The sequence below is a fragment of the Pseudomonas sp. BT76 TE3572 genome, assembly GCF_050435365.1.
Taxonomy (GTDB): Bacteria; Pseudomonadota; Gammaproteobacteria; order Pseudomonadales; family Pseudomonadaceae; genus Aquipseudomonas; species Aquipseudomonas fluorescens_W.
Genome location: NZ_JBNDKE010000001.1, coordinates 5,569,515 through 5,592,076 on the forward strand (window position 1 = coordinate 5,569,515; position 22,562 = coordinate 5,592,076).

At 58.8% G+C, this 22,562-nt stretch carries 23 protein-coding genes and 1 tRNA gene; 8 read left to right on the forward strand and 16 right to left on the reverse strand.

Features of this window, described 5'->3' with window-relative positions:
• Positions 1–46 precede the first annotated feature (46 nt).
• The 8 genes from ychF to ABH912_RS25405 form a co-directional block, all read right to left on the reverse strand.
• On the reverse strand, positions 47–1,147 hold the full coding sequence (gene ychF / locus ABH912_RS25370) for a redox-regulated ATPase YchF (protein WP_008153431.1): 1,101 nt from the start codon (positions 1,145–1,147) through the stop codon (positions 47–49).
• A 22-nt stretch (positions 1,148–1,169) separates the two neighbouring features.
• Positions 1,170–1,754, reverse strand: coding sequence for an aminoacyl-tRNA hydrolase (gene pth, locus ABH912_RS25375; protein ID WP_008037207.1), 585 nt, complete (start codon positions 1,752–1,754; stop codon positions 1,170–1,172).
• A gap of 169 nt (positions 1,755–1,923) precedes the next feature.
• On the reverse strand, positions 1,924–2,529 hold the full coding sequence (locus ABH912_RS25380) for a 50S ribosomal protein L25/general stress protein Ctc (protein WP_033061244.1): 606 nt from the start codon (positions 2,527–2,529) through the stop codon (positions 1,924–1,926).
• A 141-nt stretch (positions 2,530–2,670) separates the two neighbouring features.
• On the reverse strand, positions 2,671–3,612 hold the full coding sequence (locus ABH912_RS25385) for a ribose-phosphate pyrophosphokinase (RefSeq protein ID WP_003208392.1): 942 nt from the start codon (positions 3,610–3,612) through the stop codon (positions 2,671–2,673).
• A 45-nt stretch (positions 3,613–3,657) separates the two neighbouring features.
• Positions 3,658–3,732: transfer RNA gene (locus tag ABH912_RS25390), tRNA-Gln, on the reverse strand.
• A gap of 37 nt (positions 3,733–3,769) precedes the next feature.
• Positions 3,770–4,621 carry a 4-(cytidine 5'-diphospho)-2-C-methyl-D-erythritol kinase gene (gene ispE, locus ABH912_RS25395; protein WP_033061246.1) on the reverse strand — a complete coding sequence of 284 codons (852 nt, stop codon included), beginning with the start codon at positions 4,619–4,621 and terminating at the stop codon, positions 3,770–3,772.
• Positions 4,622–4,623: 2 nt separating this feature from the next.
• Positions 4,624–5,241 carry a lipoprotein insertase outer membrane protein LolB gene (gene lolB, locus ABH912_RS25400; RefSeq protein ID WP_033061248.1) on the reverse strand — a complete coding sequence of 206 codons (618 nt, stop codon included), beginning with the start codon at positions 5,239–5,241 and terminating at the stop codon, positions 4,624–4,626.
• 4 nt (positions 5,242–5,245) lie between these two features.
• Positions 5,246–6,970, reverse strand: a complete 1,725-nt coding sequence (locus ABH912_RS25405) for a tetratricopeptide repeat protein (RefSeq protein WP_033061249.1) — start codon at positions 6,968–6,970, stop codon at positions 5,246–5,248.
• A 182-nt stretch (positions 6,971–7,152) separates the two neighbouring features.
• Here ABH912_RS25405 and hemA point away from each other — a divergent pair, with 182 nt between their 5' ends.
• From hemA to ABH912_RS25435, 6 genes are all read left to right on the forward strand, one after another.
• Complete coding sequence (gene hemA, locus ABH912_RS25410; protein WP_033061251.1) at positions 7,153–8,442, forward strand: glutamyl-tRNA reductase; 1,290 nt, start codon at positions 7,153–7,155, stop codon at positions 8,440–8,442.
• Positions 8,439–9,521: a peptide chain release factor 1 gene (gene prfA / locus ABH912_RS25415; RefSeq protein ID WP_033061252.1), complete on the forward strand. Its 1,083-nt coding sequence runs from the start codon at positions 8,439–8,441 to the stop codon at positions 9,519–9,521. The genes hemA and prfA overlap by 4 nt, the downstream gene beginning before the upstream one ends.
• Positions 9,522–10,352: a peptide chain release factor N(5)-glutamine methyltransferase gene (gene prmC / locus ABH912_RS25420; protein ID WP_033061254.1), complete on the forward strand. Its 831-nt coding sequence runs from the start codon at positions 9,522–9,524 to the stop codon at positions 10,350–10,352.
• On the forward strand, positions 10,346–11,101 hold the full coding sequence (locus ABH912_RS25425) for a molybdopterin-synthase adenylyltransferase MoeB (protein ID WP_033061256.1): 756 nt from the start codon (positions 10,346–10,348) through the stop codon (positions 11,099–11,101). The genes prmC and ABH912_RS25425 overlap by 7 nt, the downstream gene beginning before the upstream one ends.
• A complete protein-coding gene (gene murI / locus ABH912_RS25430; RefSeq protein WP_429511909.1) occupies positions 11,094–11,885 on the forward strand; it encodes a glutamate racemase in 792 nt (263 codons plus the stop codon). The genes ABH912_RS25425 and murI overlap by 8 nt, the downstream gene beginning before the upstream one ends.
• Positions 11,886–11,997: 112 nt before the next feature.
• Positions 11,998–12,516, forward strand: a complete 519-nt coding sequence (locus ABH912_RS25435) for an acyloxyacyl hydrolase (RefSeq protein WP_429511910.1) — start codon at positions 11,998–12,000, stop codon at positions 12,514–12,516.
• A gap of 68 nt (positions 12,517–12,584) precedes the next feature.
• Here the strand turns inward: ABH912_RS25435 and ABH912_RS25440 are convergent, their stop codons facing one another.
• From ABH912_RS25440 to ABH912_RS25465, 6 genes are all read right to left on the reverse strand, one after another.
• On the reverse strand, positions 12,585–12,890 hold the full coding sequence (locus ABH912_RS25440) for a YkgJ family cysteine cluster protein (protein WP_074880229.1): 306 nt from the start codon (positions 12,888–12,890) through the stop codon (positions 12,585–12,587).
• A gap of 81 nt (positions 12,891–12,971) precedes the next feature.
• Positions 12,972–13,751, reverse strand: coding sequence for an SDR family NAD(P)-dependent oxidoreductase (locus ABH912_RS25445; protein ID WP_033061260.1), 780 nt, complete (start codon positions 13,749–13,751; stop codon positions 12,972–12,974).
• Between the two features lie 13 nt (positions 13,752–13,764).
• Complete coding sequence (gene phrB, locus ABH912_RS25450) at positions 13,765–15,210, reverse strand: deoxyribodipyrimidine photo-lyase (protein ID WP_429513159.1); 1,446 nt, start codon at positions 15,208–15,210, stop codon at positions 13,765–13,767.
• A 35-nt stretch (positions 15,211–15,245) separates the two neighbouring features.
• On the reverse strand, positions 15,246–16,187 hold the full coding sequence (locus ABH912_RS25455) for a MerR family transcriptional regulator (RefSeq protein WP_429511911.1): 942 nt from the start codon (positions 16,185–16,187) through the stop codon (positions 15,246–15,248).
• Positions 16,188–16,197: 10 nt separating this feature from the next.
• Positions 16,198–17,157 carry a YbgA family protein gene (locus ABH912_RS25460; protein WP_429511912.1) on the reverse strand — a complete coding sequence of 320 codons (960 nt, stop codon included), beginning with the start codon at positions 17,155–17,157 and terminating at the stop codon, positions 16,198–16,200.
• 133 nt (positions 17,158–17,290) lie between these two features.
• Entirely contained in the window at positions 17,291–18,277 is a 987-nt protein-coding gene (locus ABH912_RS25465) for an NAD(P)/FAD-dependent oxidoreductase (RefSeq protein WP_033061266.1), read from the reverse strand.
• 196 nt (positions 18,278–18,473) lie between these two features.
• On the opposite strand from ABH912_RS25465, the gene ABH912_RS25470 reads away from it, so the two are divergent.
• Both ABH912_RS25470 and hemH read left to right on the forward strand, forming a co-directional pair.
• Entirely contained in the window at positions 18,474–19,376 is a 903-nt protein-coding gene (locus ABH912_RS25470; RefSeq protein ID WP_429511913.1) for a TIGR01777 family oxidoreductase, read from the forward strand.
• 13 nt (positions 19,377–19,389) lie between these two features.
• On the forward strand, positions 19,390–20,412 hold the full coding sequence (hemH, locus tag ABH912_RS25475) for a ferrochelatase (RefSeq protein ID WP_033061270.1): 1,023 nt from the start codon (positions 19,390–19,392) through the stop codon (positions 20,410–20,412).
• A 105-nt stretch (positions 20,413–20,517) separates the two neighbouring features.
• Here hemH and ABH912_RS25480 read toward each other — a convergent pair whose 3' ends face one another.
• Together ABH912_RS25480 and upp are read right to left on the reverse strand one after the other, a co-directional pair.
• Positions 20,518–21,792: a uracil-xanthine permease family protein gene (locus ABH912_RS25480; protein ID WP_033061271.1), complete on the reverse strand. Its 1,275-nt coding sequence runs from the start codon at positions 21,790–21,792 to the stop codon at positions 20,518–20,520.
• A gap of 2 nt (positions 21,793–21,794) precedes the next feature.
• Positions 21,795–22,433, reverse strand: a complete 639-nt coding sequence (gene upp, locus ABH912_RS25485; protein WP_033061273.1) for a uracil phosphoribosyltransferase — start codon at positions 22,431–22,433, stop codon at positions 21,795–21,797.
• Positions 22,434–22,562 lie beyond the last annotated feature (129 nt).

A 22,562-nucleotide genomic window follows, 5' to 3' on the forward strand; every position in this document is an offset into this window, starting at 1 on the left:
GTATCAAACGCGGCTTTTTTGTGTGTGGCTGCTTCGTCTTGAAAACTTAGACGTTGAAACGGAAGTGCATCACGTCGCCGTCTTTAACGATGTAGTCCTTGCCTTCCAGGCGCCATTTACCGGCTTCTTTAGTGCCGGCTTCGCCCTTGTACTGGATGAAGTCGTCGTAGGCGATGACTTCGGCGCGGATGAAGCCTTTTTCGAAGTCGGTATGGATCACACCGGCGGCTTGTGGTGCGGTAGCACCGACGCGTACGGTCCAGGCACGGACTTCTTCGACACCGGCGGTGAAGTAGGTCTGCAGGTGCAGCATTTCGTAGCCAGCGCGGATTACGCGATTCAGGCCAGGTTCTTCGAGGCCTAGGGCTTCGAGGAACATGTCTTTCTCTTCGCCGTCTTCCAACTCGGCGATTTCGGCTTCGATCTTGTTGCAGACCGGAACCACCATGGCGCCTTCTTCTTCGGCGATGGCTTTGACGATGTCCAGCAGCGGGTTGTTCTCGAAACCGTCTTCAGCGACGTTGGCGATGTACATGACCGGCTTGGTGGTCAGCAGGTGGAAACCACGAATTACCGCTTTGTCGTCGGCGCCCATGGTCTTCATCAGCGTGCGCGCAGGCTTGCCGAGGGTGAAGTGAGCGATCAATTGCTCCAGCAGGCCTTTCTGGACCACGGCGTCCTTGTCACCACCCTTGGCGTTTCGGGCGACTTTCTGCAGTTGCTTCTCGCAGCTGTCGAGGTCGGCGAAGATCAGTTCCAGGTCGATGATTTCGATGTCGCGTTTCGGGTCGACGCTGTTGGAGACGTGAATCACGTTCTCGTCTTCGAAGCAGCGGACTACGTGGGCGATGGCATCGGTTTCACGGATGTTGGCGAGGAACTTGTTGCCCAGGCCTTCACCTTTCGAGGCGCCAGCTACCAGGCCTGCGATGTCGACGAATTCCATGGTGGTCGGCAGGATGCGCTTGGGATTGACGATGGCCGCCAGGGCTTCCAGACGCGGATCCGGCATCGGCACGATACCGGTGTTCGGTTCGATGGTGCAGAAGGGGAAGTTCTCGGCCGCGATCCCGGATTTGGTCAGGGCGTTGAATAGGGTGGACTTGCCGACGTTAGGCAGGCCGACGATGCCGCAATTGAATCCCATGGTGTTTTCCCCGAGGAGTGAGTCAGGCCTTCTGGCTGTGCAGGTTTTTCATCGCGCGGTTCCATTCACCGGCGAGGATATCCGGCAGCACGCCGAGGGCAAAGTCGATGCTGGCATCGAGTTTTTCCTGTTCGGCGCGTGGCGCACGACCCAGGACGAAATTTGAAACCATACTGGCAACGCCCGGGTGGCCAATGCCAAGCCGCAAGCGGTAAAAGGTATTCTGATTGCCCAGTTGCGCAATGATGTCGCGCAACCCGTTGTGACCGCCGTGGCCGCCGCCCTGTTTGAGTTTGGCAACGCCCGGTGGCAGGTCGAGTTCGTCGTGCGCCACCAGAATCTCTTCCGGCTTTATCCGAAAGAAGCCGGCAAGTGCCGCGACGGCCTGGCCGCTGCGGTTCATGTAGGTGGTGGGAATCAGCAGACGAACATCCTGACCCTGATGCGAATAGCGCCCGGTCAGGCCGAAATATTTGCGATCGGCCACAAGGTTTACGCCTTGTGCGTTCGCGATGCGCTCAACAAAAAGGGCCCCTGCGTTATGCCGGGTCTGTTCGTATTCAGCGCCTGGATTTCCCAGGCCAACGATCAGTTTGATGGCAGTCACGATAGGGGCCCTTCCTTGGAGTGGTGGATAACATCGCCGCGACAGGTGCGTGCGGCGAAAGTGGACGACAAGTGCTCATTTACCATTATGTAAACTCCGCGTTCTCGCCCGCTTTCTCGCTACGCTCTAGTCCGCGATGTTTCCGGTCACTCCGACGAACAGAGTGAAATTACTCTGCTGCGCCTTCTTCAGTAGTAGCTTCTGGAGCAACACGTGGAGCGTGGACGTTGGCAACAGCCTTGTCATCGCCGTGTGCCAGAGCAACAAACTCAACGCCTTTAGGGGCTTTGAGGTCAGACAGGTGAATGATCGAACCGATTTCGGCGTTAGCCAGGTCGACTTCGATGAATTCAGGCAGGTCTTTTGGCAGGCACGAAACTTCGATTTCAGCAACAACGTGCGAAACTTCGCCGCCTTTCTTGATCGGAGCTTCTTCACCAACAAAGTGTACAGGCACGATAGCGGTCAGTTTCTGGCCAGCTACAACGCGTACGAAGTCAGCGTGCATCACGTGGCCTTTGGCCGGGTGACGCTGCAGAGCTTTGATGATTACGTTTTGCTTGGTGCCGCCAACGTTCAGCTCGATGATGTGGCTGTAAGCCGCTTCGTTTTCGAGCAGTTTGGCAACTTCTTTAGCCAGCATGCTGATGGATTCAGGGGCTTTTTCGCCACCGTAAACTACAGCTGGTACCAGGCTTGCGAGACGACGCAGGCGGCGGCTCGCACCTTTCCCCAGGTCGGAACGCACTTCAGCATTCAGAGTAAAATCGTTCATGTTGTATCTCCAAAATAACCACATTCGCCCCAGCGTTTGCGACCAGCGCTAAAGGCGATATGGGCAAAAAAGCCCCGCCCCGACAGGAATGCCGGGGCGGGGCGCTTTTCGTCAACGAGATAGTCGAGAAGGGCAGGGCCCTTAACGGAACATCGCGCTGATCGATTCTTCGTTGCTGATGCGGCGAACCGCTTCGGCAACTACCGGCGCGATATCCAGTTGACGGATACGCGAGCAGGCTTGAGCAGCAGCGGACAACGGGATGGTGTTAGTCACCACCAGTTCGTCCAGCATTGAATTTTCGATGTTTTCGATCGCCCGACCGGACAGCACAGGGTGTGTGCAGTAGGCGAAAACCTTGGCAGCGCCATGCTCTTTCAGGGCCTTGGCCGCGTGGCACAGAGTGCCGGCGGTATCGACCATGTCATCGACCAGAATACAGGTACGCCCTTCGACATCACCGATGATATGCATCACTTCAGAGTGATTGGCTTTCTCACGGCGTTTGTCGATGATCCCGAGATCCACGCCCAGGGATTTGGCAACAGCACGTGCACGCACGACGCCACCAATGTCCGGGGACACGATCATCAGGTTTTCGAAGCGCTGATCTTCAATGTCATCCACCAATACCGGGGAGCCGTAGATGTTATCTACTGGAATATCGAAGAAACCCTGGATTTGGTCAGCATGCAGATCAACCGTGAGAACACGGTCGATGCCGACTACGGTAAGCATGTCAGCAACGACTTTCGCGCTGATAGCCACACGTGCGGAACGCGGACGGCGATCCTGACGGGCATAACCAAAGTAAGGAATAACAGCAGTGATACGAGTAGCCGAGGAGCGGCGGAAGGCATCAGCCATCACTACCAGTTCCATCAGGTTATCGTTTGTCGGAGCGCAAGTCGGCTGAATAATGAAGACATCTTTACCGCGGACGTTTTCATTGATCTCGGCAGTAATTTCACCGTCGGAGAACTTACCGACAGAGATGTCACCGAGAGGGATATGCAGCTGACGTACAACACGCCGAGCCAGATCGGGGTTAGCGTTCCCCGTAAAGACCATCATCTTGGACACGCGCAGTACCTAGAGGCTGAGGGTAACCTGGATGAGTATAGAAAATGGCAGGGGCGGCTGGATTCGAACCAACGCATGGCAGGATCAAAACCTGCTGCCTTACCGCTTGGCGACGCCCCTGTATCTGTTGCAACGAGTACCCAGTACTCGGTTCCTTTTAGAGCAGACTTTGCAGCTTGCGATGCAACATCGAAACGTTGCTTCCCTTTGCTACAAACCCTGTAAGGGTCTCTGTAAGAAGGGCCGAGACTTTATCAGCTTCAGCTTTGCTTGGGAAGCCCCCAAACACACAACTTCCAGTTCCGGTGAGTTTTGCTTCGGTAAATTTACCTAACAAATTCAATGCGTTACGTACATCTGGGTAACGCCTTGCTACCACCGGTAAGCAGTCATTTCGACTGTTTCCCTTGGGAACGGGGCGCACTTTAATGGGAGAAGAGTTACGTGTCAACAACGGATCTGAAAAAATTTCTGCTGTACTTACAGAGACTTGCGGCACAAGCACGAGATACCACGGTTCTTCGGGGTCTACAGGGGTCAGTTTCTCCCCCACGCCTTCGGCAAAAGCGGCGTGTCCACGCACGAAAACCGGGACGTCGGCGCCAAGCGTCAGGCCCAGCACGGCCAGTCGATCCTCATCCCAACCCAATTTCCAAAGATGATTGAGGCCGAGCAAAGTCGTCGCGGCATTTGAACTGCCGCCACCGATTCCACCGCCCATGGGCAGAATTTTTTCGATCCAGATGTCGATACCGAGCGAACAACCGGATTGCTCCTGAAGTTTTTTTGCAGCTCGAACAATCAGATTGCTGTCGTGAGGAACGCCATCGAATTCGGTGTGCAGTCGAATCACACCATCGTCACGAACGGCGAACGTGATTTCATCGCCGTAATCGAGAAACTGAAAAATAGTCTGCAACTCGTGATAACCGTCTTCACGGCGACCGAGGATGTGCAGCATCAGATTGAGTTTGGCTGGGGAGGGCAGCGTCAAGCGCGGAGCGGTCATGTTCACTGCCCCAATTTGCGAGGTTGCCATTCCTTGATCACCAGCGTGATATCAAGGTCGGTGCCGTGCAGTTTGATCCGCTCGGGCAGCCAATAGCCGTTTTGCTCGGCGTAACTGAGGTATTCGACCTGCCAGCCATCCTGTTCGAGATTGGCCAGGCGGCTATCGGCATCCAGCGTCAGGCGACTTTTGCTGTCCGGCGCCGGGAGCCCGCGAACCCACCAGGCCAGGTTGGAAACGGGTAACTTCCAGCCGAGCTGTTCTTCGACCAGTGCCTCGGGTGTCGTTGCGTCATAACGGCCCTGATTGGCCACTTCGAGCGAGACTTTGCCCGGGTGACCCGTCAAGCGAGCCGCGCCACGCCCCAGGGGGCCGGAGAGGCGGATGTCGTAGTAATCCTGTCGCTGCAGCCAGAACAGCGTGCCGCTGCCTGAATCTTTTGGCGCGCGAATGCCGATCTTGCCGTTGATCTGCCAGCCATCGAGGCTGGTCAGTTGCTGTTTGTAGTCCCGCCATTGGGCCGCGTTGCCTTGACCCTGGACCGATTCGCGGGCACCGAAGCCCGCGCAACCGGCGAGCAGGGCGATGAAGCTGAAAACAATGAGGTGGCGCAAAAACATAATTTTAAAGAGTCTCTGATCCGGTCAGGCGCTTGATGGTGCCGCGCAGGGTGGGGCTGTCGGGCTGCTCCTTGAGGAACTTGCTCCAGATTTGTTTGGCTTCCCGCTGTTTGCCATTGGCCCACAGGACTTCGCCAAGGTGCGCGGCGACTTCCTGATCGGGGAAGCGTTCCAGCGCCTGGCGCAGCAGGCGTTCGGCTTCGTCGAGATTGCCCATGCGGAAGTTCACCCAGCCGAGACTGTCGAGTACCGCCGGGTCTTCCGGATTGATCTTGTGCGCCTGTTCGATCAAGGCCTTGGCTTCGGCGTAGCGCGTCGTACGGTCGGACAGGGTGTAACCGAGGGCGTTCAGCGCCATCGCGTTGTCCGGGTCGCGTTTGATGATCAGGCGCAGGTCTTTTTCCATCTGCGCCAGGTCATTGCGTTTTTCCGCCTGCATGGCGCGGGTGTACAGCAGGTTCAGATCGTCCGGGTATTGCTGCAAGGCTTGCTTCAATACATTCCAGGCCTTGTCGGGCTGTTTATTGGCGGACAAGGTTTCGGCTTCGATCAAATACAACTGAATCGCGTAATCGGGCTGCTCATCGCGCTCCGCAGCCAGGCGTTTTTGGGCTTCAGCGGTGTTGCCGTTACTCATCAGGATATCGGCCTGACGCAATTGCGCCGGCAGGTAATCGTTGCCCGGGCCGACCTGGGCGTACTCGATCAGCGCGCCTTGAGGGTCGTTGCGCTCTTCAGCGATACGACCGAGGTTTAAGTGCGCCGAATCGACGTGGCTTTCCCGGGCAATCAGGTCTTCCAGATAGCCCTTGGCCTCATTCCAGGCCTTGGCTTCCAGGCAGACCAGCGCCAGCGAATAACGCAGTTCGTCGTCTTCGGGGTACTGCTGAACCAGGCTCGAGAACTCGGCTTTGGCGTCGTCCATGCGGTCCTGTTCAACCAGCATGCGCGCGTAAGTCAGGCGCAGGCGTTTATCGTCCGGGTATTTCTTGATGCTTTTTTGCAGCAGCGGCAAGGCTTCATCGCCACGACTAAGGGTCTGCAGCAGGCGTGCGCGCAGCAGGATTGGCGCTATTTCGCCTTCATCCGGCGGATTGTCTTCCAGCAGGCCCAGCGCACCCTTGGCGTCACCGTCCTGTTGCAGCAGCAAGGCTTTGCCGAAAATCAGCTGACTGTTGTTCGGGTGGCGCTGCAATAAACGGTCAAAACTTTTCATCAAGCCGTTGCGCGTGTCCTGGTCGGTATCGGCCGCAGACAGGGCGAGGAAGTCGAAATGCGTGTCGCCCTTGCCCTGCAGGACTTTCTCCATATAGACCATGGAGTCGTCATAACGCCCGGCACGAGCCAGTTGCACGGCAGCGGCCCGTTGCGCCTCAAGGTCTTGCGGGGCGTTTTTCGCCCAGATCAACGCAGTGTCCAGGGCAGCCTGATCGGCGCCCAGGTACTCGGCGATACGGAATGCCCGCTCGGAGATGCCCGGATCCTGAGTATTGATCGCCTGGGTCACGTAGTTGTCCAGGGCAATGTCGAAACGATTGCGCTGGCCAGCCAGTTCGGCGCTCAACAGACTGAAGATGGTTTCTTCGCTGAATGAGCTGTAAACCTTGGGCTTTTCAGGGGCCGGAGTGCTGTCTTCGACCGGCGGCGTACCGTCCGACGAAACGGGTGCCAAGGCCTGGCAGCCGCTGAGGAAGACAAAAGCGAGGAGCAACGCGGAAGATCTATTCATATAGGAAGAGGACGACTAACCTGCGGTCGGATCATCATGACACAAGCCTTCAGCCAAACATAACCGAGACTCAATTGGCGCCTTTATAGAGGCAGGTCATTGGGACAATAGTCAGCGGTAGTTGTTCTGGCTCTGTCGAAGTAGGACAATTGCCGGCTTCACGTCACCATCAGCGACCTTGAATGGCCTTCCTTGCACTCGGTATTAACCACAAGACTGCTTCAGTAGACGTCCGCGAGCGCGTGGCCTTTACCCCTGAGCAGCTGGTGGAGGCTTTGCAGCAGCTCTGCCGACTCACCGACAGCCGCGAAGCTGCGATCCTCTCCACCTGCAATCGCAGTGAACTCTATATAGAACAGGATCACCTTTCGGCTGACATCATATTGCGCTGGCTGGCCGATTATCACCATTTGAGCCTCGAAGAGCTGCGCGCGAGTGCTTATGTGCATGAAGATGATGCGGCAGTTCGTCACATGATGCGGGTGGCCTCCGGGCTTGATTCGCTGGTGTTGGGCGAACCGCAGATTCTCGGTCAGATGAAATCGGCCTACGCCGTGGCCCGCGAGGCCGGCACCATCGGTCCGTTGCTCGGGCGGCTGTTCCAGGCCACGTTCAATGCGGCCAAACAGGTGCGCACCGACACTGCCATCGGCGAGAACCCGGTGTCCGTGGCGTTTGCCGCGGTCAGTCTGGCGAAACAGATTTTCAGTGACCTGCAACGCAGCCAGGCCTTGCTGATCGGCGCCGGCGAGACCATTACCCTGGTCGCCCGCCATCTGCACGAACTGGGTGTAAAGCGCATCGTCGTCGCCAACCGAACCCTGGAGCGCGCGAGCATTCTGGCCGAGCAGTTCGGCGCCCACGCGGTATTGCTCTCGGACATCCCGGCGGAATTGGTGCGCAGCGACATCGTCATCAGTTCCACCGCCAGCCAGTTGCCGATCTTGGGCAAAGGCGCGGTGGAAAGCGCCTTGAAACTGCGCAAGCACAAGCCGATCTTCATGGTAGATATCGCCGTCCCCCGGGATATCGAGCCTGAAGTCGGCGAACTGGACGACGTTTACCTCTATAGCGTCGACGATCTCCACGAAGTGGTCGCCGAGAACCTCAAGAGTCGCCAGGGCGCAGCCCAGGCGGCGGAAGAGATGGTCTCGATCGGTGCCGAAGATTTTATGGTCCGCCTGCGTGAACTGGCGGCGGTGGATGTGCTCAAGGCCTATCGCCAACAAAGCGAGCGCATGCGCGACGAAGAATTGCAGAAGGCCCAGCGAATGCTGGCCAACGGCAGCAGCGCCGAAGACGTGCTGGTGCAACTGGCGCGGGGCCTGACCAACAAACTCTTGCACGCACCGAGCGTGCAGTTGAAAAAGCTCTCTGCCGAAGGCCGCCTCGATGCGCTGGCCATGGCCCAGGAACTCTTTGCCCTGAATGAGGGCTCATCGGATAGCTTTTCGGATAAAAAACCGCAATGAAAGCGTCACTGCTCAATAAGCTGGACATCCTCCAGGACCGTTTCGAGGAATTGACCGCCTTGCTTGGCGACGGCGAAGTCATTTCCGATCAGAACAAATTCCGCACCTATTCCAAGGAATACGCGGAAGTCGAACCGATTGTCGAAACCTATAAACAGTTGCTCAAGGTACAAAGCGATCTCGAGGGCGCTCAGGCGCTGCTCAAGGACAGCGACCCGGACATGCGCGAAATGGCCGTGGAAGAAGTCCGCGAAGCCAAAGAGCAACTGATCGACATCGAAGCCAGCCTGCAACGCATGCTGCTGCCCAAGGACCCGAACGATGGGCGTAACGTGTTCCTCGAAATCCGTGCCGGCACCGGCGGTGACGAAGCGGCGATTTTCTCCGGCGACCTGTTCCGCATGTATTCGCGTTACGCCGAGCGTCGCGGCTGGCGGGTGGAAATCCTCTCGGAGAACATCGGTGAACACGGCGGCTTTAAAGAAGTCATCGCCCGCGTCGAAGGCGATAACGTCTATGGCAAGCTGAAATTCGAATCCGGTGCGCACCGCGTACAACGGGTTCCGGCTACTGAATCCCAAGGCCGCATCCACACCTCGGCCTGCACCGTAGCCGTATTGCCCGAGCCGGACGAACAGGAAGCGATCGAGATCAACCCCTCTGATTTGCGCATCGATACCTACAAATCCTCCGGTGCCGGTGGTCAGCACGTCAACAAGACGGACTCGGCGATCCGCATCACTCACCTGCCGTCCGGTATCGTCGTTGAGTGCCAGGAAGAACGTTCCCAGCACAAGAACCGCGCCCGGGCGATGTCCTGGCTGTCGGCCAAGCTCAACGATGTGCAGACCAGCGCCGCCGCGAACGCTATCGCTAGCGAGCGTAAATTGCTGGTCGGGTCGGGCGATCGTTCGGAGCGGATCCGCACGTATAACTTTGCCCAGGGGCGGGTCACCGACCACCGGGTCAACCTGACGCTGTATTCCCTCGACGAAATCCTCGCGGGTGGCGTCGATGCGGTGATCGAGCCGTTGCTCGCCGAATACCAGGCCGACCAATTGGCAGCGATAGGTGAGTAAATGACGATCATTGCCAGTTTGTTGCGCGCAGCCGACCTGCCAGATTCGCCCTCCGCACGCCTGGATGCCGAACTGTTGCTGGCCGCTGCGTTGGGCAAGTCCCGCAGTTTTCTGCACACCTGGCCCGAGCGCATCGTTCCAAGCGAAGCGGCGCTTAAATTTGCCGAGTATTTGCAACGTCGCCGTGGCGGTGAGCCAGTGGCTTACATCCTCGGTCAGCAAGGTTTCTGGAAGCTTGATCTGGAAGTGGCGCCGCATACGCTGATCCCACGTCCGGACACCGAGCTGCTGGTGGAGACTGCGCTGGAACTGCTGCCGGCCACACCTGCCTCGGTGCTCGACCTCGGTACCGGCAGCGGCGCCATTGCGTTGGCCCTGGCCAGCGAGCGTCCGGCCTGGAAGGTGACCGCCGTGGATCGCGTGCTCGAAGCCGTGGCCCTGGCCGAGCGCAATCGCCAGCGCTTGCACCTGAACAACGCCACCGTGCTAAGCAGTCATTGGTTCAGTGCGCTGGAAGGTCAACGTTTTCAGCTGATCATCAGCAATCCACCTTACATCGCCTCCGCCGACCCGCATCTGGTAGAAGGTGATGTGCGCTTCGAGCCGGCCAGTGCCTTGGTGGCCGGCATCGATGGGCTCGACGATCTGCGTCTGATCGTCGCCCAGTCGCCGGATTATCTGGAGGCGGGCGGTTGGCTGATGCTTGAACACGGTTACGATCAAGCCACTGCGGTTCGCGATTTACTGCTGACCCGCGGCTTTGAAGAAGTCCACAGCCGCACCGATCTGGGCGGTCACGAACGTATCAGCCTGGGGCGCCTGCCGTGCTGAATGATCAGGAATTGTTGCGCTACAGTCGGCAGATTCTGTTGCAACACGTCGACATCGACGGCCAGTTGCGACTGAAAGAAAGCCGCGTGTTGATCGTCGGTCTCGGCGGCCTCGGCTCGCCGGTTGCGCTGTATCTGGCCGCCGCCGGCGTCGGCGAGTTGCATCTGGCGGATTTCGACACTGTCGACCTGACCAACCTGCAACGCCAGATCGTTCACGACACTGATAGCGTCGGCCTGAGCAAGGTCGATTCGGCTATTCGCCGACTGACTGCAATCAATCCCGAGATTCAGTTGATCGCCCATCGCACCGCGCTGGACGAAGATTCCCTGGCCGCCGCTGTGGCTGCGGTGGATCTGGTGCTGGACTGTTCCGACAATTTCTCCACCCGCGAAGCGGTCAACGCTGCGTGTGTCTCCGCCTGCAAACCGCTGGTCAGTGGCGCTGCGATTCGGCTCGAAGGTCAGTTGTCGGTGTTCGACCCGCGTCGCCCGGAGAGTCCGTGCTACCACTGTTTATATGGTCACGGCAGCGAAGCCGAACTGACCTGCAGCGAAGCCGGTGTCGTCGGGCCATTGGTTGGCCTGGTTGGCAGCCTCCAGGCGCTGGAAGCCATGAAGATGCTGGTGGGTTTCGGCGAGCCGCTGGTGGGGCGTCTGTTGTTGATCGATGCCTTGGGCTCGCGCTTTCGTGAATTGCGGGTCAAGCGTGATCCGGGCTGCAGCGTCTGTGGTTCGAAGCATGCGTGAAGCGCCGATTGGCGTGTTCGACTCCGGTGTCGGTGGGCTTTCGGTGCTGGCCGAGATTCAGCGTTTGCTGCCCAACGAATCACTGCTGTACGTCGCCGATTGCGGGAATATTCCCTACGGCGAGAAAACCCCGGAATTCATCCGTCATCGCTGCAGCGTGATGGCCGGTTTTTTTCAGCAGCAGGGCGCCAAGGCCTTGGTGCTGGCCTGCAACACGGCAACGGTCGCTGGCGTTGCGGACTTGCGGCGCGATTATCCCGAGTGGCCCATCGTCGGCATGGAGCCAGCGGTCAAACCGGCCGCGGCTGCCACCCGTAGCGGTGTGGTCGGTGTGCTCGCCACCACCGGCACTTTGCAAAGTGCCAAGTTCGCCGCGTTGCTCGACCGATTCGCCACCGATGTGCGAGTCATCACCCAGCCGTGCCCCGGCCTGGTGGAGCTGATTGAAAACGGCGATCTTCACAGTGCGGCCTTGCGCCAGTTGCTGGCCAGGTATGTCGAACCGCTGCTCGGCGCCGGGTGCGACACGATAATTCTTGGCTGTACGCATTACCCTTTCCTAAAGCCGTTGCTTAAGCAGATGATCCCCGATGACATCAGTTTGATCGACACCGGCGCCGCTGTAGCGCGGCAACTTCAGCGATTATTGGCCGAGCGGGAATTGCTCGCCGAGGAGCCTGCACGTGCGGCGCAGTTCTGGACGAGTGCCGATCCGGAGCATTTCAGAAATATCTTGCCGATACTGTGGAATACCGCTGGCATTGTGCGAAGCTTCAAGGAGTAAACAAAGCTCGGGGCAAGCGAGTAATTGGGGTGAACTTCTGATTAAACGTCGACTTCTATAGCGTCAAGCAACAAAAAAACCATACGAAATCGTTCGGAAAAGGATGTTTCTAATGAAGCGACTATTCTGCTTGGCCGCGATTGCGGCCGCACTGATGGGGCACAGTTTTACCGCACAGGCGGCAGGCGTGGAGTTCGCGGTCGGCGAGACCAGCGACTCGACCATGACCTATCGACTGGGCATGCAATTCGATTGGGACAAGAGCTGGTTGCAGAGTGATGTCGGTCGGGTGACCGGTTACTGGAGCGGTGCCTACACCTATTGGGAAGGCGACAAGACCTCCAGCAACCACAGCCTGTCGTTCTCGCCAGTGTTTGTTTACGAGTTTGCCGGTCAGAACGTCAAGCCGTACCTGGAGCTCGGGATTGGCGTGGCGTTGTTCTCTCATAGCGAACTTGAAAGCAACAACCTCGGTGGTGCTTTTCAGTTTGAAGACCGATTCGGCTTTGGTCTGCGCTTTGCGGGCGGACATGAAGTCGGGATTCGTGCGACGCACTACTCCAATGCCGGTCTTAACAGTTACAACGACGGCGTAGAAAGCTACTCGCTGCACTACACGATGCCGTTGTAAGCCTGGACTCGGTCAATGTGGGATCACCGCACCGCCGCCCCCACATTTGATTTTGGGTGCCTTCTTGTTCACCGATACGCCGTGGTAATCCCTTGGCGTTCTTCGATGCATTCCGGTGCGCCCATCTCGAACTCCCGGCAGATCAGCGGGCGTTTTTCGTAGATGGTGCACATCATCGTGTTGCGATCCAGCGCGGCGCACCAGCCGTCATCCAGACGCAGCATGACTTCCCCGCCCCAGTCATCGGTATCGATAAATCGTTCGGGCACGCCCGTGTCCGTGATCAGCATGACTTCGAGCTGACAGCAGCAAGCTGCGCAGGTCGAGCAGGTGACCGCAGGCTCGGCGATTTGCGTATGGGGAATGGTTTTCATGGCGCCCAGTGTAAGGCAGTGGGCTGGTGCTGTGTGAAAGGCCTGACGGACGCTTGGTCGCCGGGTTCGAACGGGGTGAGCTCACGGCTGGTCCTTGACCGGTGGATTGCTGCGCACCATGCGTTTGCCGATCGTCAGTTTCCCTCGGTTGGGTATTCTCGATAATGGCCAGAGGTCGGCCATGAACAATGCCGGAAAGGCTATCTCCAGCGAACGACTCTTGAGTTCGGCAAAGATGTAGCGCGCGGACTTGTCCACCGGCCAGCTGAGTGGCATGGAGACGTTTTGCGCCGTTAGCGGCGTCTCGACAAACCCCGGGCTGACCACGGTGACTTCGATGCCTTCAGGTGCAAGCTCAATTCGCGACGATTCAAACAGGTAACGCAGCCCGGGCTTTGAGGCGCCATGAGCCTCGGATCGCGGCAGCGGCAGGTAGGTGACCGAGCTGGCGACGCCCACCAGATGCGGCGCGTTGCCGGCGCGCAAGAGCGGCAGGGCAGCCTGGATGCAATAGCTGCTGGCAAGCAGGTTGGTGCGCACTACGTGCTCGACGATCGACGAATCGAACTGCTGAACGTCGACATATTCGCAAGTACCGGCGTTGAGGATCACCGTGTCCAGAGCTCCCCACTCCTCGGCAATCTGCTCGCCGATTTCTCGCACGGTCTGGCTGTTGGTCAGGTCGCCGGCCACCACCAGCACTTGCCCCGGATAACGCTGGGACAAAACTTTGAGTGGCGCCACCGAGCGAGAACTCACCGCAAGATGAGCACCGGTTTTCAGTATTTCTTCGGCCAGCGAGGCGCCAATGCCGTTGCTTGCGCCAGTCAACCAGTATCGCCGTGGAGGTGTAAGTCTCATCCCATTCTCCTTTTCAGTCAGGCAATTGCCCGGCTGGTTGTCGTGATGGCAGGTTCTTGAACGCCGCCAGCGCCCGTTGGCGAGAGCTGCTCAGATTGACGATCGGCGACGGGTAATCCGCCACGCCGAACAGGCCGCTGAGGTTCGCCGGGTTGTGCACTTCTTTCTTGTTCAGCTTGGCCAGCTCCGGCAGCCAGTGCTTGATAAACAACCCTTCGCTGTCGAATTTCTCCGACTGGCTCAGCGGGTTGAAAATCCGGAAGTAGGGCGCCGAATCGGTGCCAGTGGACGAGCTCCACTGCCAGCCACCGTTGTTCGCCGCGAGGTCGCCATCGATCAGATGACGCATGAAAAAACGCTCGCCTTCGCGCCAGTCGATCAGCAGGTTCTTGGTCAGGAACATCGCCACCACCATGCGCAGGCGGTTGTGCATCCAGCCGGTTTCAAGCAATTGGCGCATGGCCGCGTCGATAATCGGCAGGCCGGTTCGGGCCTCTTGCCAGGCCAGGAGTTCATCTGGGGCATCGCGCCAGGCGAGGGCTTCGGTTTCCGGGCGGAAGGCGCGATGACGCGAGACCCGTGGGTAGCCCACCAGAATGTGTTTGTAGAACTCGCGCCACAGCAATTCGTTGATCCAGGTGACGGCGCCGACCTTGCCGCTTTCGAACTCGCCCTGATTGCTTTGCAGCGCGGCGTGCAGACACTGACGGGGGGAAATCACCCCGGCGGCGAGATAGGCCGACAGCTGACTGGTGCCCGGTTTGGCCGGAAAATCGCGTTCGTTTTTGTAGTCGTCGATCTGGGCATCGACGAAGGTGTCGAGGCGGCGCTGGGCTTCGGCTTCACCGGCAGGCCAAAGACTGCGCAAGCTGTCGCTGGGCGTTGCGAAGCCTTCAACGCTTGATGGGATTCTGTCGTTGCTGATCGCCAGCGGCACCTGTACGGCGGGTGCTGGGACCCGTGTCGGTAACGACCTGCGCAGGCGGTCGTAACACACCTTGCGGAACTGGCTGAAAACCTGAAAGTAAGTGCCCGTCTTGGTCAGTACGGTGCCCGGTTTTAACAGCAGTTGATCAAGGTAACTGTAAAAGTCGATGGCATTGGCGTTCAGTATTTTGGCCACGGCTGCGTCACGACGGCTTTCATGGATGCCGTACTCCTCGTTGACGTGCACCGCGTCAATCTTCAACTGTTGGCAAAGATCGAGCAGCACCTTGGGGGCCTCATCCCAACGAGATGCCTTGCGGATCAACAAGGGAATGTTCAGCTCCCCCAGCGCGCTGCTTAACTCGCTCAGGTTGCGCAACCAGAAATCCACTTTGCACGGCGCGTCATCGTGCTCCAGCCATTGCTCCGGGCTCAGCAGATACACGGCCACAGTCGGACCGCGGGCTGCGGCGGCCGAGAGGGCGGTGTTGTCATGTAAGCGCAAGTCGCTGCGCAACCAGATCAATTGCAGAGAGGAGTCCGCACGATTCATTAAAAAATTCGCCATTAAATGAGCCCACGCTGAACCAGGCCCTGATGCGCTGCTAACGGATCTTCAGCCAGGAACAAATCAGTAATCTTGAACGTTCGTGCGGACAACTCGGCGTGGTGGATGCAAACCGTGGGGCCGGCAATCATTTTTGGGCAACTGACACCATTCAAAAGTTTCGGCAGCTGTGAAAGGTTGATGGTTTTGCTGGAGTACAGCAGTACGCCGCGGGCTTGCAGATGATCGACCGCCAGCGCGAGTTCGCCGGCGGGGAGTGGCCAGTCGAACACCTCCACCGGGCAATCGGCGCTGCTGATCAACCAGGCGGTCAGCCACAGGTGAGGTTCCAGAGGCAGGTCCGATTGATTGATCAACAACAGTGGCGCGGTGCGCAACTGACGGTTGTTATGGTAGATGCGTGCGCCAAATTTGCTGCGTAACCAGGAGAAAAAAAACACTCGCTCCATCTGCGCGCCGAACTGGCCTTGCCAGCGTTGCTCCAGTTCAGCCAGCAACGGCATCAGCAGTTGTGCGCACAAGGTCCGTGGTGGGTACAACGCCATGGCCTGATTGACGGTGTCATCAAGGGTGCGTTCGTTCAGTTGAGTGACTGCTTGCAGCAGCGTATGGCGCATCACTTGCCAATCGTTTTCGACGGATTCGGTAAAGGCCTGCGGGGTGTCGAGCAGTTGCTTGACCTGGCTGACGGCCACGCCACGGTTGAGCCAGGTGAGGATCGTCAGGATGCGTTGAACGTGTTCGGCAGAGAACAGCCGATGACCCTTGGGCGTGCGTTGCGGCACGATCAAGCCATAACGCCGCTCCCAGGCCCGCAGGGTGACGGCGTTGACGCCGGTCTGCCGCGCGACCTCACGGATCGGCAGCCAGCCTTCGTCGAGGGCTTTCTTGAAGTCGTCGCCGAGGTCTTCGCTGGCGCTGGTGTCGAGTGGGCTTTTCATTGGATTGTCATTAGATCGCGTTTCGCAGACTGAGGTTTTCCGGGTGCGGTTGCAGGTAAACCTGTTGCGCAATGTAGGGATCCGGGTGTTGACGGAAGTAGTGTTTGAGCAGCGTCAGCGGCACCACCAATGGCACGATGCCGTGGCGGTACTGACCGATGACGTGCTGCACTTCCTGTTTGTCTTCAGGGCTGATCGTCTGTTTGAGATAGCCACTGATGTGTTGCAGGACGTTGGTGTGGGTGCGGCGTGTGGCGCATTTTTTCAAGGCCGCCATCAGCTCGCTGAAATAGCGTGGACCGAGTTCGTTCGGGTCGGTCTGACCCATGTTGCCCAGCAGGTTGCCCAGGGTTTTGTATTGCACCGGGTTGTGGGCCATCAGCAGGTATTTGTAGCGCGAGTGAAAGTCCGTGAGGCCACGGCGAGTCAGGCCTTCGCGCAGCAACTGCTGCCAGGCACTGTAGGCGAATACGCGGGTGAGGAAGTTTTCTCGCAGCACCGGGTCGTTGAGTCGGCCGTCTTCTTCCACCGGTAAATCCGGATGCCGCGCGCAGAACGCCTGGGCATAGATGCCACGGCCACCACCGTCCACCGGCGCCCCGTTGGCGTGGTAGACCTTGACCCGATCCAGGCCGCATGACGGGGATTTCTGCATGAAGATGTAGCCGCAGATGTCACCCAGTTCCGCGGCCATTTTCTGACCGTACTCGGCCAGCGGCCGGGTGACATTGAGTGTCGGGTTAACGGTACCGATAGCTTCTGGATGTTCGGGATCGCCAACCAGACGGATCGGTTCACGGGGAATACCGAGGCCAATGGCAACTTCGGGGCAAACCGGGATGAAATCGAAATAGTCCGTGAGGGTGCGACTGCACAGTCGCGACGCCTTGTGCCCGCCGTTGTAACGCACTTCTGCGCCCATCAGGCAGGCGCTGATGGCGATCTTCGGTTTCACGGTGACGTGGGGCATCGGAGCACCTCGAATCTAAACCTGTACAGACTGTCCGGTCTGTACAACATAACTTCATCATAGATTCAAAGGTGTACAAGTCAAATTATTTGTATAGGTTTTGCCGTCGGACCTCCTCTCGGATCGATGCGGTTCACTGCAGATGCGCATGCAAGCGGCGGGCGGCTTCCTGGCCGCTGAGCCAAGCGCCTTCGACACGACCGGACAAGCACCAGTCGCCACACACATACAAGCCTAGATCGGCATCGGCCAGGGCGCCCCATTCATGGCTGTTGGCGGGGCGGGCGTAGAGCCAGCGGTGGGCGAGGCTGAAGGTCGGGGCGGGCATGGAGTCGTGCAGCAACTCGGCAAATGCGCCGTGCAATTGCTCGATCACCGCTTCCTTGGACAGGTCGATATGTTGCCGGCTCCAGGCGCTGGTCGCATGCAGCACCCACGTATCGAGGGTGTTATCGCGCCCGGGTTTGCTGCGGTTGCGAGCCAGCCAGTCGAGCGGGCTGTCCTGTACGAAGCAGCCTTCCATGGGCGTATCCAGCGGTGTCTCGAACGCCAGCGCGACAGCCCAGGTCGGGTCCATTTTCACCCCGGCGGCGGCACCGGCGAGTTTCGGCGCGGAGGCCAGCAGTGCAGTCGCCTGAGGTGCCGGCGTGGCGATAATCACATGGCTGAACGGGCCGTGGGTGAAGCCTTCGGCGTCCTGCAGATGCCAGTGCTCTTCGCCGCGATAGACCTCGGTAATGCGGCAGGCGAAATGCACTTCCAGGTCGCCGAGCAGACCGCGGGTAATGGCGCTCATGCGCGGCGTGCCGACCCAGCGCGTCTGTTCGTCCGGCGACAGGTTGAGCTGGCCGCCATGGTAGGTGTAGAGCTGCGGCATCCATTCAGCAACCCAGCCGTTGCCTTGCCAGCGCTGGACTTCAGTGACGAAGCGGCGATCGCGGGCGGTGAAATATTGCGCGCCCAAGTCCAGAGCACCCGCATCACTGCGCTTGCTTGACATGCGTCCGCCACTGCCGCGGCTTTTATCGAAAAGTTGAACGACATGCCCGACCTCTGTCAGGGCCTGGGCGGCGGAGAGCCCGGCGATGCCGGTGCCGATGATTGCGATAGGTACAGTCATAGGGGCCTCGTTTACCTTTCTGTACAGACTACGCCGTGGTTTAAACCTGTACAATATTGTTTTTTGGTATAACTTTTAGCGTTCTCGTTCTGACAGCTTGGCCTATTGTTAATCACAGAGCCTGCCCGATACCAAAGATCCCTGCTTATAAAAATAGACTAGTGATCAGGGTAAAACGCTACGCGAGGAAGTAGTCATGCACATATTGCTGACCGGCGGTACTGGTTTGATAGGACGTCAACTCTGCCGCCTCTGGTTGAGTCAGGGTCATCGCCTGACGGTCTGGAGTCGCAAACCTGAAAAAGTCGCGAAAATCTGCGGTGCCCAAGTGCATGGAGTGGCCCGCCTCGAGGACATCGGTCAGGAGCCAGTGGATGCGATTATCAACCTCGCGGGTGCACCGATTGCCGATCGCCCCTGGACAACCAGACGCAAAGCGCTGTTGTGGAGCAGTCGCATCACCCTGACTGAAACCCTGCTGGCCTGGCTCGAAACCCGTGAACAAAAACCGCAGGTGTTGATTTCGGGGTCTGCGGTCGGTTGGTACGGTGACGGGGGCGAGCGGGAATTGACCGAGAAGTCTCCACCGGTGATCGATGATTTCGCCAGCCAGTTGTGCATCGCCTGGGAAGAAACCGCCCAGCGTGCCGAAGGCTTGGGCATTCGCGTGATCTTCATTCGTACCGGGCTGGTGTTGTCGGCCGAGGGCGGCTTTTTGTCGCGGCTGTTGCTGCCGTTCAAAATGGGGCTGGGCGGGCCTATCGGCAGTGGCCGGCAGTGGATGCCGTGGATCCATATCAACGATCAAATCGGCCTGATTGATTTTCTTCTGCATCAGGAAGACACCAGTGGTCCTTATAATGCCTGCGCGCCCAAGCCGGTGCGCAACCGCGAGTTTGCCAAGACGTTGGGCAGCGTGCTGCACCGCCCGACGTTCATGCCCATGCCGGCCCTGGCGTTGAAGGTGTGTCTGGGCGAATTGTCATTGCTGTTGCTGGGCGGCCAGAAGGCCGTACCGGCTCGCTTGCTGGAAGCGGGTTTCACTTTCCGGTTCACTGATTTGCGCGCGGCTCTGGACGACCTTTCCAGCCGCCTTTGAAATAGGACGTTGCATGACCGATCACGCATTGCTTCTGGTCAATCTGGGCTCACCGGCCTCCACCTCGGTGGCGGATGTGCGCAGTTACCTCAATCAATTTCTGATGGACCCGTATGTGATCGACCTGCCCTGGCCGGTTCGACGTTTGCTGGTGTCGCTGATCCTGTTCAAGCGCCCGGAGCAGTCTGCCCATGCCTACGCCTCGATCTGGTGGGAGGAGGGCTCGCCGTTGGTGGTGCTCAGCCGTCGCCTGCAACAGGCCATGACGGCCCAGTGGACCCACGGTCCGGTGGAGCTGGCGATGCGTTACGGTGAGCCGTCTATTGAATCGACGCTGGTGAGCCTGGCGGCTCAGGGTCACAAGAGGATCACGATCGCGCCGCTCTATCCACAGTTCGCCGACAGCACCGTGACCACGGTGATCGAAGAAGCCAAGCGGGTCGTGCGGGAAAAGAATCTTGATGTGCAGTTTTCGATTCTCCAGCCGTTCTACGATCAACCGGAATACCTCGATGCGCTGGTGGCCAGTGCCAAACCGCATCTGCAGCAGGATTACGATCACCTCCTGCTCAGCTTTCACGGCTTGCCGGAGCGGCACCTGAAGAAGCTCAATCCTGGCCACAGTTTTGAGGGTGGCGGCGATTGCTGCGCGGGTGCACCACCGGAAGTGGTCGCGACCTGTTATCGCGGGCAATGCTTGCGTACGGCGGCAGAGTTTGCCAAACGCATGGGTTTGCCGGACGGCAAGTGGTCGGTGTCATTCCAGTCGCGTCTGGGACGAGCCAAATGGATCGAACCCTACACCGAAGCGCGCCTTGATGAGTTGGCTGGAATGGGCGTGAAGAAAGTACTGGTGATGTGCCCGGCGTTCGTCGCCGATTGCATCGAGACGCTGGAAGAGATCGGTGATCGCGGTAAAGAGCTGTTCCTCGAGGCGGGGGGAGAGGAGTTGGTGTTGGTGCCGTGCCTCAACGACGATCCGCAGTGGGCGCGGGCGTTGAGCACCTTGTGTGAAAGAGCCCCGTTGGCCCTCTAAAAGCTTCGCGGGCAAGCCTCGCTCCTACAGGATTGCGTCGTTTGAATAGTCGACATAAAACCTGTAGGAGCGAGGCTTGCCCGCGAAGACAATCTAAAGGCTGGCTTACAACAACGATTCACTCGCCTTTTTGTGCTTCCAGCTGTCATTACCCGGCAGCAACAGGTTCAGCGCAATCGCCGTCACCGCACACAGCGCGATGCCTTTGAGGCCGAAGTCGTCTGGCCCTGTGCCGGTGCCGACCAGGACGCCGCCAATCCCGAACACCAGGGTCACCGAGACAATCACCAGATTGCGCGCTTCGCTCAGGTCGATCTTGTGGCGAATCAGCGTGTTCATGCCCACCGCCGCGATCGAACCGAACAACAGGCACAGAATCCCGCCCATCACCGGCACCGGAATGCTTTGCAGCAGCGCGCCGAACTTGCCGATGAACGCCAGGCTGATGGCGAAAATCGCCGCCCAGGTCATGATCTTAGGGTTGTAGTTCTTGGTCAGCATCACCGCGCCCGTCACTTCGGCGTAAGTTGTGTTGGGTGGACCGCCGAACAGGCCGGCTGCGGTGGTGGCAATGCCATCGCCGAGCAGGGTGCGATGCAGGCCGGGTTTCTTCAGGTAATCGCGACCGGTCACGCTACCGACTGCGATCACGCCGCCGATGTGCTCGATGGCCGGGGCCAGGGCCACCGGAACGATGAACAGAATCGCCTGCCAGTTGAATTCCGGCGCGGTGAAGTGCGGGATTGCAAACCACGGTGCAGCGGCAATTTTCGCGGTATCAACGACGCCGAAGTAGAACGCCATCGCAAAACCCACCAGCACACCGGAGATGATCGGTACCAGGCGGAAAATGCCTTTGCCGAACACCGCGACGATCAGGGTGGTCAGCAGTGCTGGCATCGAGATCAGCATCGCCGTCTGATAATGAATCAGCTCAGTGCCATCGCCAGCCTTGCCCATCGCCATGTTGGCGGCGATCGGCGCCATGGCCAGGCCGATGGAGATGATCACCGGGCCAATCACCACCGGTGGCAGCAGACGGTCAATGAAACCGGTGCCTTTGATCTTCACCGCAAGGCCGAGGAAGGTGTAGACGAAACCGGCCGCCATCACGCCGCCCATGGTCGCCGCGAGACCGAACTGGCCCTTGGCGAGAATGATCGGAGTGATGAAGGCAAAGCTCGACGCCAGGAACACCGGCACCTGACGCCCGGTGACGATCTGGAACAGAATCGTCCCCAGGCCTGCGGTGAACAGCGCGACGTTTGGGTCCAGGCCGGTAATCAGCGGCATCAACACCAGAGCGCCGAAGGCCACGAACAGCATCTGCGCACCCGACAGCACCGTGCGCCAGAGCGGATCGTTGAACTCTTGCTGCATGCTCAAGCGTCCTTCTGCTTGGTGCCGAAGATCTTGTCACCGGCGTCGCCCAGGCCTGGGATGATGTAACCGTGTTCGTTGAGTTTCTCGTCAATGGAAGCGGTGTAGATGGTCACGTCCGGGTGAGCCTTCTCTACGGCGGCGATGCCTTCAGGGGCAGCCACCAGCACCATCGCGCGGATATCCCGGCAACCGGCCTTTTTCAGCAGGTCGATGGTCGCGACCATGGAGCTGCCGGTGGCGAGCATCGGGTCGATGATCATCGCCAGGCGTTCGTTGATTTCCGGAACCAGTTTTTCCAGATAGGTGTGGGCCTGCAGGGTTTGTTCGTTGCGGGCCACGCCGACGGCGCTGACCTTGGCGCCCGGGATCAGGCTCAGCACGCCTTCAAGCATGCCGATGCCGGCGCGCAGGATCGGTACTACAGTAATTTTCTTGCCGGCGATTTTCTCGACCGACACAGTGCCGGCCCAGCCTTGGATATCGTAGGTTTCCAGCGGCAGGTCTTTGGTGGCTTCATAGGTCAGCAGGGCACCGACTTCCTGAGCGAGCTCACGGAAATTCTTCGTGCTGATGTCGGCGCGGCGCATAAGGCCGAGTTTATGGCGGATCAGCGGATGGCGGATCTCGAGGATGGGCATGGGAAAGGCTCCGGCGGCGGGCAAAAAAACCGGCCTAGATTAATCTATCCGAGGGTGTTGTCCTATAGACATACAGTACGTTAGTCCACAAACGCTTGATCTGGCCTCGCTTGATGCGTACCTTTGCCC

Coding starts and splice junctions, on each gene's coding strand:
- ABH912_RS25380 (WP_033061244.1), bottom strand. CDS start 2,529: ATGAACGATTTTACTCTGAATGCTGAAGTGCGTTCCGACCTGGGGAAA.
- murI (WP_429511909.1), top strand. CDS start 11,094: ATGCGTGAAGCGCCGATTGGCGTGTTCGACTCCGGTGTCGGTGGGCTT.
- ABH912_RS25405 (WP_033061249.1), bottom strand. CDS start 6,970: ATGAATAGATCTTCCGCGTTGCTCCTCGCTTTTGTCTTCCTCAGCGGC.
- ABH912_RS25445 (WP_033061260.1), bottom strand. CDS start 13,751: ATGAGACTTACACCTCCACGGCGATACTGGTTGACTGGCGCAAGCAAC.
- prfA (WP_033061252.1), top strand. CDS start 8,439: ATGAAAGCGTCACTGCTCAATAAGCTGGACATCCTCCAGGACCGTTTC.
- ABH912_RS25460 (WP_429511912.1), bottom strand. CDS start 17,157: ATGCCCCACGTCACCGTGAAACCGAAGATCGCCATCAGCGCCTGCCTG.
- ABH912_RS25435 (WP_429511910.1), top strand. CDS start 11,998: ATGAAGCGACTATTCTGCTTGGCCGCGATTGCGGCCGCACTGATGGGG.
- ABH912_RS25455 (WP_429511911.1), bottom strand. CDS start 16,187: ATGAAAAGCCCACTCGACACCAGCGCCAGCGAAGACCTCGGCGACGAC.
- upp (WP_033061273.1), bottom strand. CDS start 22,433: ATGCCCATCCTCGAGATCCGCCATCCGCTGATCCGCCATAAACTCGGC.
- ABH912_RS25480 (WP_033061271.1), bottom strand. CDS start 21,792: ATGCAGCAAGAGTTCAACGATCCGCTCTGGCGCACGGTGCTGTCGGGT.
- ychF (WP_008153431.1), bottom strand. CDS start 1,147: ATGGGATTCAATTGCGGCATCGTCGGCCTGCCTAACGTCGGCAAGTCC.
- lolB (WP_033061248.1), bottom strand. CDS start 5,241: ATGTTTTTGCGCCACCTCATTGTTTTCAGCTTCATCGCCCTGCTCGCC.
- ABH912_RS25465 (WP_033061266.1), bottom strand. CDS start 18,277: ATGACTGTACCTATCGCAATCATCGGCACCGGCATCGCCGGGCTCTCC.
- ispE (WP_033061246.1), bottom strand. CDS start 4,621: ATGACCGCTCCGCGCTTGACGCTGCCCTCCCCAGCCAAACTCAATCTG.
- hemA (WP_033061251.1), top strand. CDS start 7,153: ATGGCCTTCCTTGCACTCGGTATTAACCACAAGACTGCTTCAGTAGAC.
- prmC (WP_033061254.1), top strand. CDS start 9,522: ATGACGATCATTGCCAGTTTGTTGCGCGCAGCCGACCTGCCAGATTCG.
- ABH912_RS25470 (WP_429511913.1), top strand. CDS start 18,474: ATGCACATATTGCTGACCGGCGGTACTGGTTTGATAGGACGTCAACTC.
- hemH (WP_033061270.1), top strand. CDS start 19,390: ATGACCGATCACGCATTGCTTCTGGTCAATCTGGGCTCACCGGCCTCC.
- ABH912_RS25440 (WP_074880229.1), bottom strand. CDS start 12,890: ATGAAAACCATTCCCCATACGCAAATCGCCGAGCCTGCGGTCACCTGC.